Genomic DNA, 3,699 nt, shown 5'->3' with positions numbered 1-3,699 from the left:
TTCGGCGGCGGCACCTTCGAGCGCCCCTGGTTCCAGGGCGGCTCGCCGATGGAGCTGGCCCGCCAGAAGGCCGATGCCGCCTTCGAGTTCTTCGAGAAGCTGGGCGCGCCCTACTACTGCTTCCACGACCGCGACGTCGCCCCCGAGGGCGCCACGCCCAAGGAAAGCCACGACAACCTGCTGCGCCTGGTCGACGTGCTGGGCGAGCACCAGCAGCGCACCGGCATGAAGCTGCTCTGGGGCACCGCCAACCTGTTCAGCCACCGCCGCTTCATGGCCGGCGCCGCGACCAACCCGGATCCGGAGCTCTTCGGCCTGGCCGCGCTGCAGGTGCGCGACGCGATGGACGCGACGATGCGCCTGGGCGGCGAGAACTACGTGCTGTGGGGCGGCCGCGAAGGCTATGAAACCCTGCTCAACACCGACATGGGCCGCGAGCTCGACCAGATGGGTCGTTTCCTCAACATGGTCGTCGAGTACAAGCACCGCAAGGGCTTCAAGGGCACCATCCTGCTCGAGCCCAAGCCGCGCGAGCCCTCCAAGCACCAGTACGACTTCGACAGCGCCACCGTCTACGGCTTCCTGACCCGCTACGGCCTGGAGAAGGAAGTCAAGGTCAACATCGAGGCCAACCACGCCACGCTGTCGGGCCACAGCTTCGAGCACGAGATCGCCACCGCCGCGGCGCTGGGCATCCTGGGCAGCATCGACATGAACCGCGGCGACCCGCAGCTGGGCTGGGACACCGACCAGTTCCCCAACAACGTGCCCGAGCTGGCGCTGGCGATCTATCACATCCTGCAGGCCGGCGGCCTGGGCAGCGGCGGCTTCAACTTCGACGCCAAGGTGCGCCGCCAGTCCATCGACGCCGAGGACCTCTTCCACGGCCACGTCGGCGGCATGGACGTCTGCGCCCGCGCGCTGCTGGTGGCCGAGCAGATGATCGTCGACGGCCGCCTGGCCGCCCATGTCTCGCAGCGTTATGCCGGCTGGGACACGCCGGCGGCGCGCGAGATCCTCGATGGCCGCGTGCCCCTGGACCAGCTCGCCGATCGCGTGCTGGCCCGCAACACCGATGTCGCGCCGCGATCCGGCCGGCAGGAGTACCTGGAGAACCTCGTCAACCGTTTCGCCGGCTGAGCGCCGGCCGCGGCGGACCGCGTTGTCCAGCGGTCCCCGCCGATCCTCGATCCCGACCGTCCTTCCCCGTTCCCGAGCCCAAGCAGTCCACCTCCCCGCCCGAGGTCACGCCGTCAGAGCGGACCCGCACCTAACAGACTGGAGACATCATGAGCAATCGCCAACGGACCGCCGTATCCGTCGCCGCCGCCCAGGCGGCCGTCCTCCTCGGTGGCCTGGCCGCCGGCATCGCCTTCGCCCAGACGGCGCCCGCGCCCGCCCCCAAGCCGGAGCCCAAGCCCGAAGCGCAGATCGAGACCGTGGTCGTCTCGGGCAAGCGCGCCGCGCTGAGCTCGGCCCAGAAGATCAAGCAGAACTCCGACGAGATCGTCGATTCCATCGTCGCCGACGACATCGGCAAGCTGCCCGACCGCTCGGTCACCGAGGTGCTGCAGCGCATCGTCGGCGTCACCATGGACCGCACCATGGCCAAGGGCGACCCGGAGCACTTCTCGGTCGAAGGCTCCGGCATCAGCATCCGCGGCCTGACCTACGTCCGCTCCGAGATGAACGGCCGCGATTCGTTCTCCGCCAACGGCGGCCGCTCGCTCAACTTCGAGGACGTGCCGCCCGAGCTGATGGCCGCGGTCGACGTCTACAAGAACCCCTCCGCGGAGCAGATCGAAGGTTCGATCGGTGGCCTGGTCAACTTGCGCACCGCGATGCCGTTCGACTTTGACGGCCTCAAGACAGCGTTGTCGCTGCAGACCACCTACTCGGACCTGAAGGAGAAATCCTCGCCGAGCGTCTCCGGCATGGTGAGCAACCGCTGGAAGACCGACCTGGGCGAATTCGGCGCGCTGGTCAACATCGCCAGCTCGCGCAGCGGCACCCGCACCGACGCCTTCCAGGTCGAGCCCTACTACCCGCGCACCGACGCGGTGGTCGGCCAGGATCCCAACACGACGCTGTGGATCCCGAAGGGCTCGCAGTGGCGCACGCTGGAATTCGACCGCAAGCGCCAGGGCCTGTACGGCGCGCTGCAGTGGAAGAAGGACGACGTCGACTCCAGCCTGACCTACTTCCGCAGCAAGTACCGGATGCAGTGGGACGAGCGCGCCATCTTCGCCCAGTCCGACCCGTACAAGCTGCAGGTCGCCAACGGCGAGTTCGGCAAGAACGGCCAGCTGCTCTACGGCACGCTGAGCAACAGCGATGGCTCGGGCATCAACTTCGGCGCCGACACCCGCAGCGCCTACCGCAACTCCGAGACCCAGGACCTGGCCTGGAAGCTGAACTGGCGCGCCAATGACCAGTGGTCCTTCTCGTCGGACCTGCAGTACATCCGCGCGACCACCGACAGCTTCGACTCCACCGTCGCCACCGGCGTGCAGATGCCCGAGGAGACCATCGACCTGCGCAGCGGTCGGCCGCAACTGATCTTCAGCGATGCGCAACGCGCGGCGCTGGTCGATCCGGCCAACTACTACTGGGCCTTCACGATGGAGCACAAGGACAAGTCCAAGGCCACCGAGAAGGCCTGGAAGGGCGATGCCCGCTACAAGTTCAAGGACGAGGGCTTCCTGCAGGACCTGCGCTTCGGCGTGCGCTTCACCGAGCGCGACGCCACCACCACCAACACGGTGCCGGGCTACAACTGGTCGCCGATCTCCCAGCCCTGGCAGATCGGCTGGGACATCAACCACCTGGCCTTCCTGAACGATCCGCGCTTCAGCGCCGATACCTACGTCCACAACTTCAACAACTTCTTCAGCGGCAAGGCCTCGGTGCCGTCGCTGATCTTCCCGACGGTCTCCACCACCTCGGGGTATCCGGACAGCTACGCCGCGCTGCACAAGTACCACGACATCCTGTGCGCCGAGCAGCATGGCGGCGACACCTCGGCCTGCGCGCCGTGGACGCCGGCCTCCTTCGGCACCGACCCCTCCGGCACCAACAAGCAGCGCGAGCGCACGCAGGCCGCCTTCGCGCAGCTGCGCTTCGGCATGGACGACTGGAAGTACCCGGTGGACGGCAACATCGGCCTGCGCGTGGTGCGCACCGAATCGCGCGCCGACGGCTACACGGTCTTCACCAGCAAGCAGGTGCCCAGCGGCGCCACCGGCGTGCCGGTGCCGGTGATCCCGAACTTCTCGGAAGCCGGCACCTTCAACAACAGCTACACCGACGCGCTGCCCAGCCTGAACCTGCGGATGAAGGCCAGCGAGAAGCTGCAGTTCCGCTTCGCGCTGGGCAAGGGCATCTCGCGGCCCGACTTCAGCCAGCTGCAGGCCTACACGACGATGTCGCAGGACTTCACCTCGACGACGGTCAACGGCCAGACGGTGGTGAGCAACGTGACGCAGACCGGCACGGCCTCGGGCAACCCGATGCTCAAGCCGATCAAGTCGACGCAGGGCGACATCACGGCCGAGTGGTACTTCGACCGCACCGGCTCGCTGACCTTCGCGGCCTTCCACAAGCAGCTCAAGGACATCATCCTCAACCAGACCTTCGTCAAGCAGATCCCCGACGCCACCGGCGCGCTGCAGAACTTCATCACCACCGGCCCGATCAACG

General features: G+C 67.5%; 2 protein-coding genes. Both read left to right on the top strand.

Annotated features, from left to right (window positions below):
* Positions 1-1,140 (top strand): xylose isomerase (gene xylA, locus FUT87_RS20650; protein ID WP_147242234.1); only part of this gene is annotated, 1,140 nt, incomplete at its 5' end.
* 149 nt (positions 1,141-1,289) lie between these two features.
* The coding region (locus tag FUT87_RS20645) for a TonB-dependent receptor (protein ID WP_147242233.1) at positions 1,290-3,699 on the top strand (2,410 nt) is incomplete at its 3' end.

Source organism: Mitsuaria sp. TWR114, from assembly GCF_007997345.1.
This window is presented reverse-complemented; position numbering and strand designations above follow the sequence as displayed.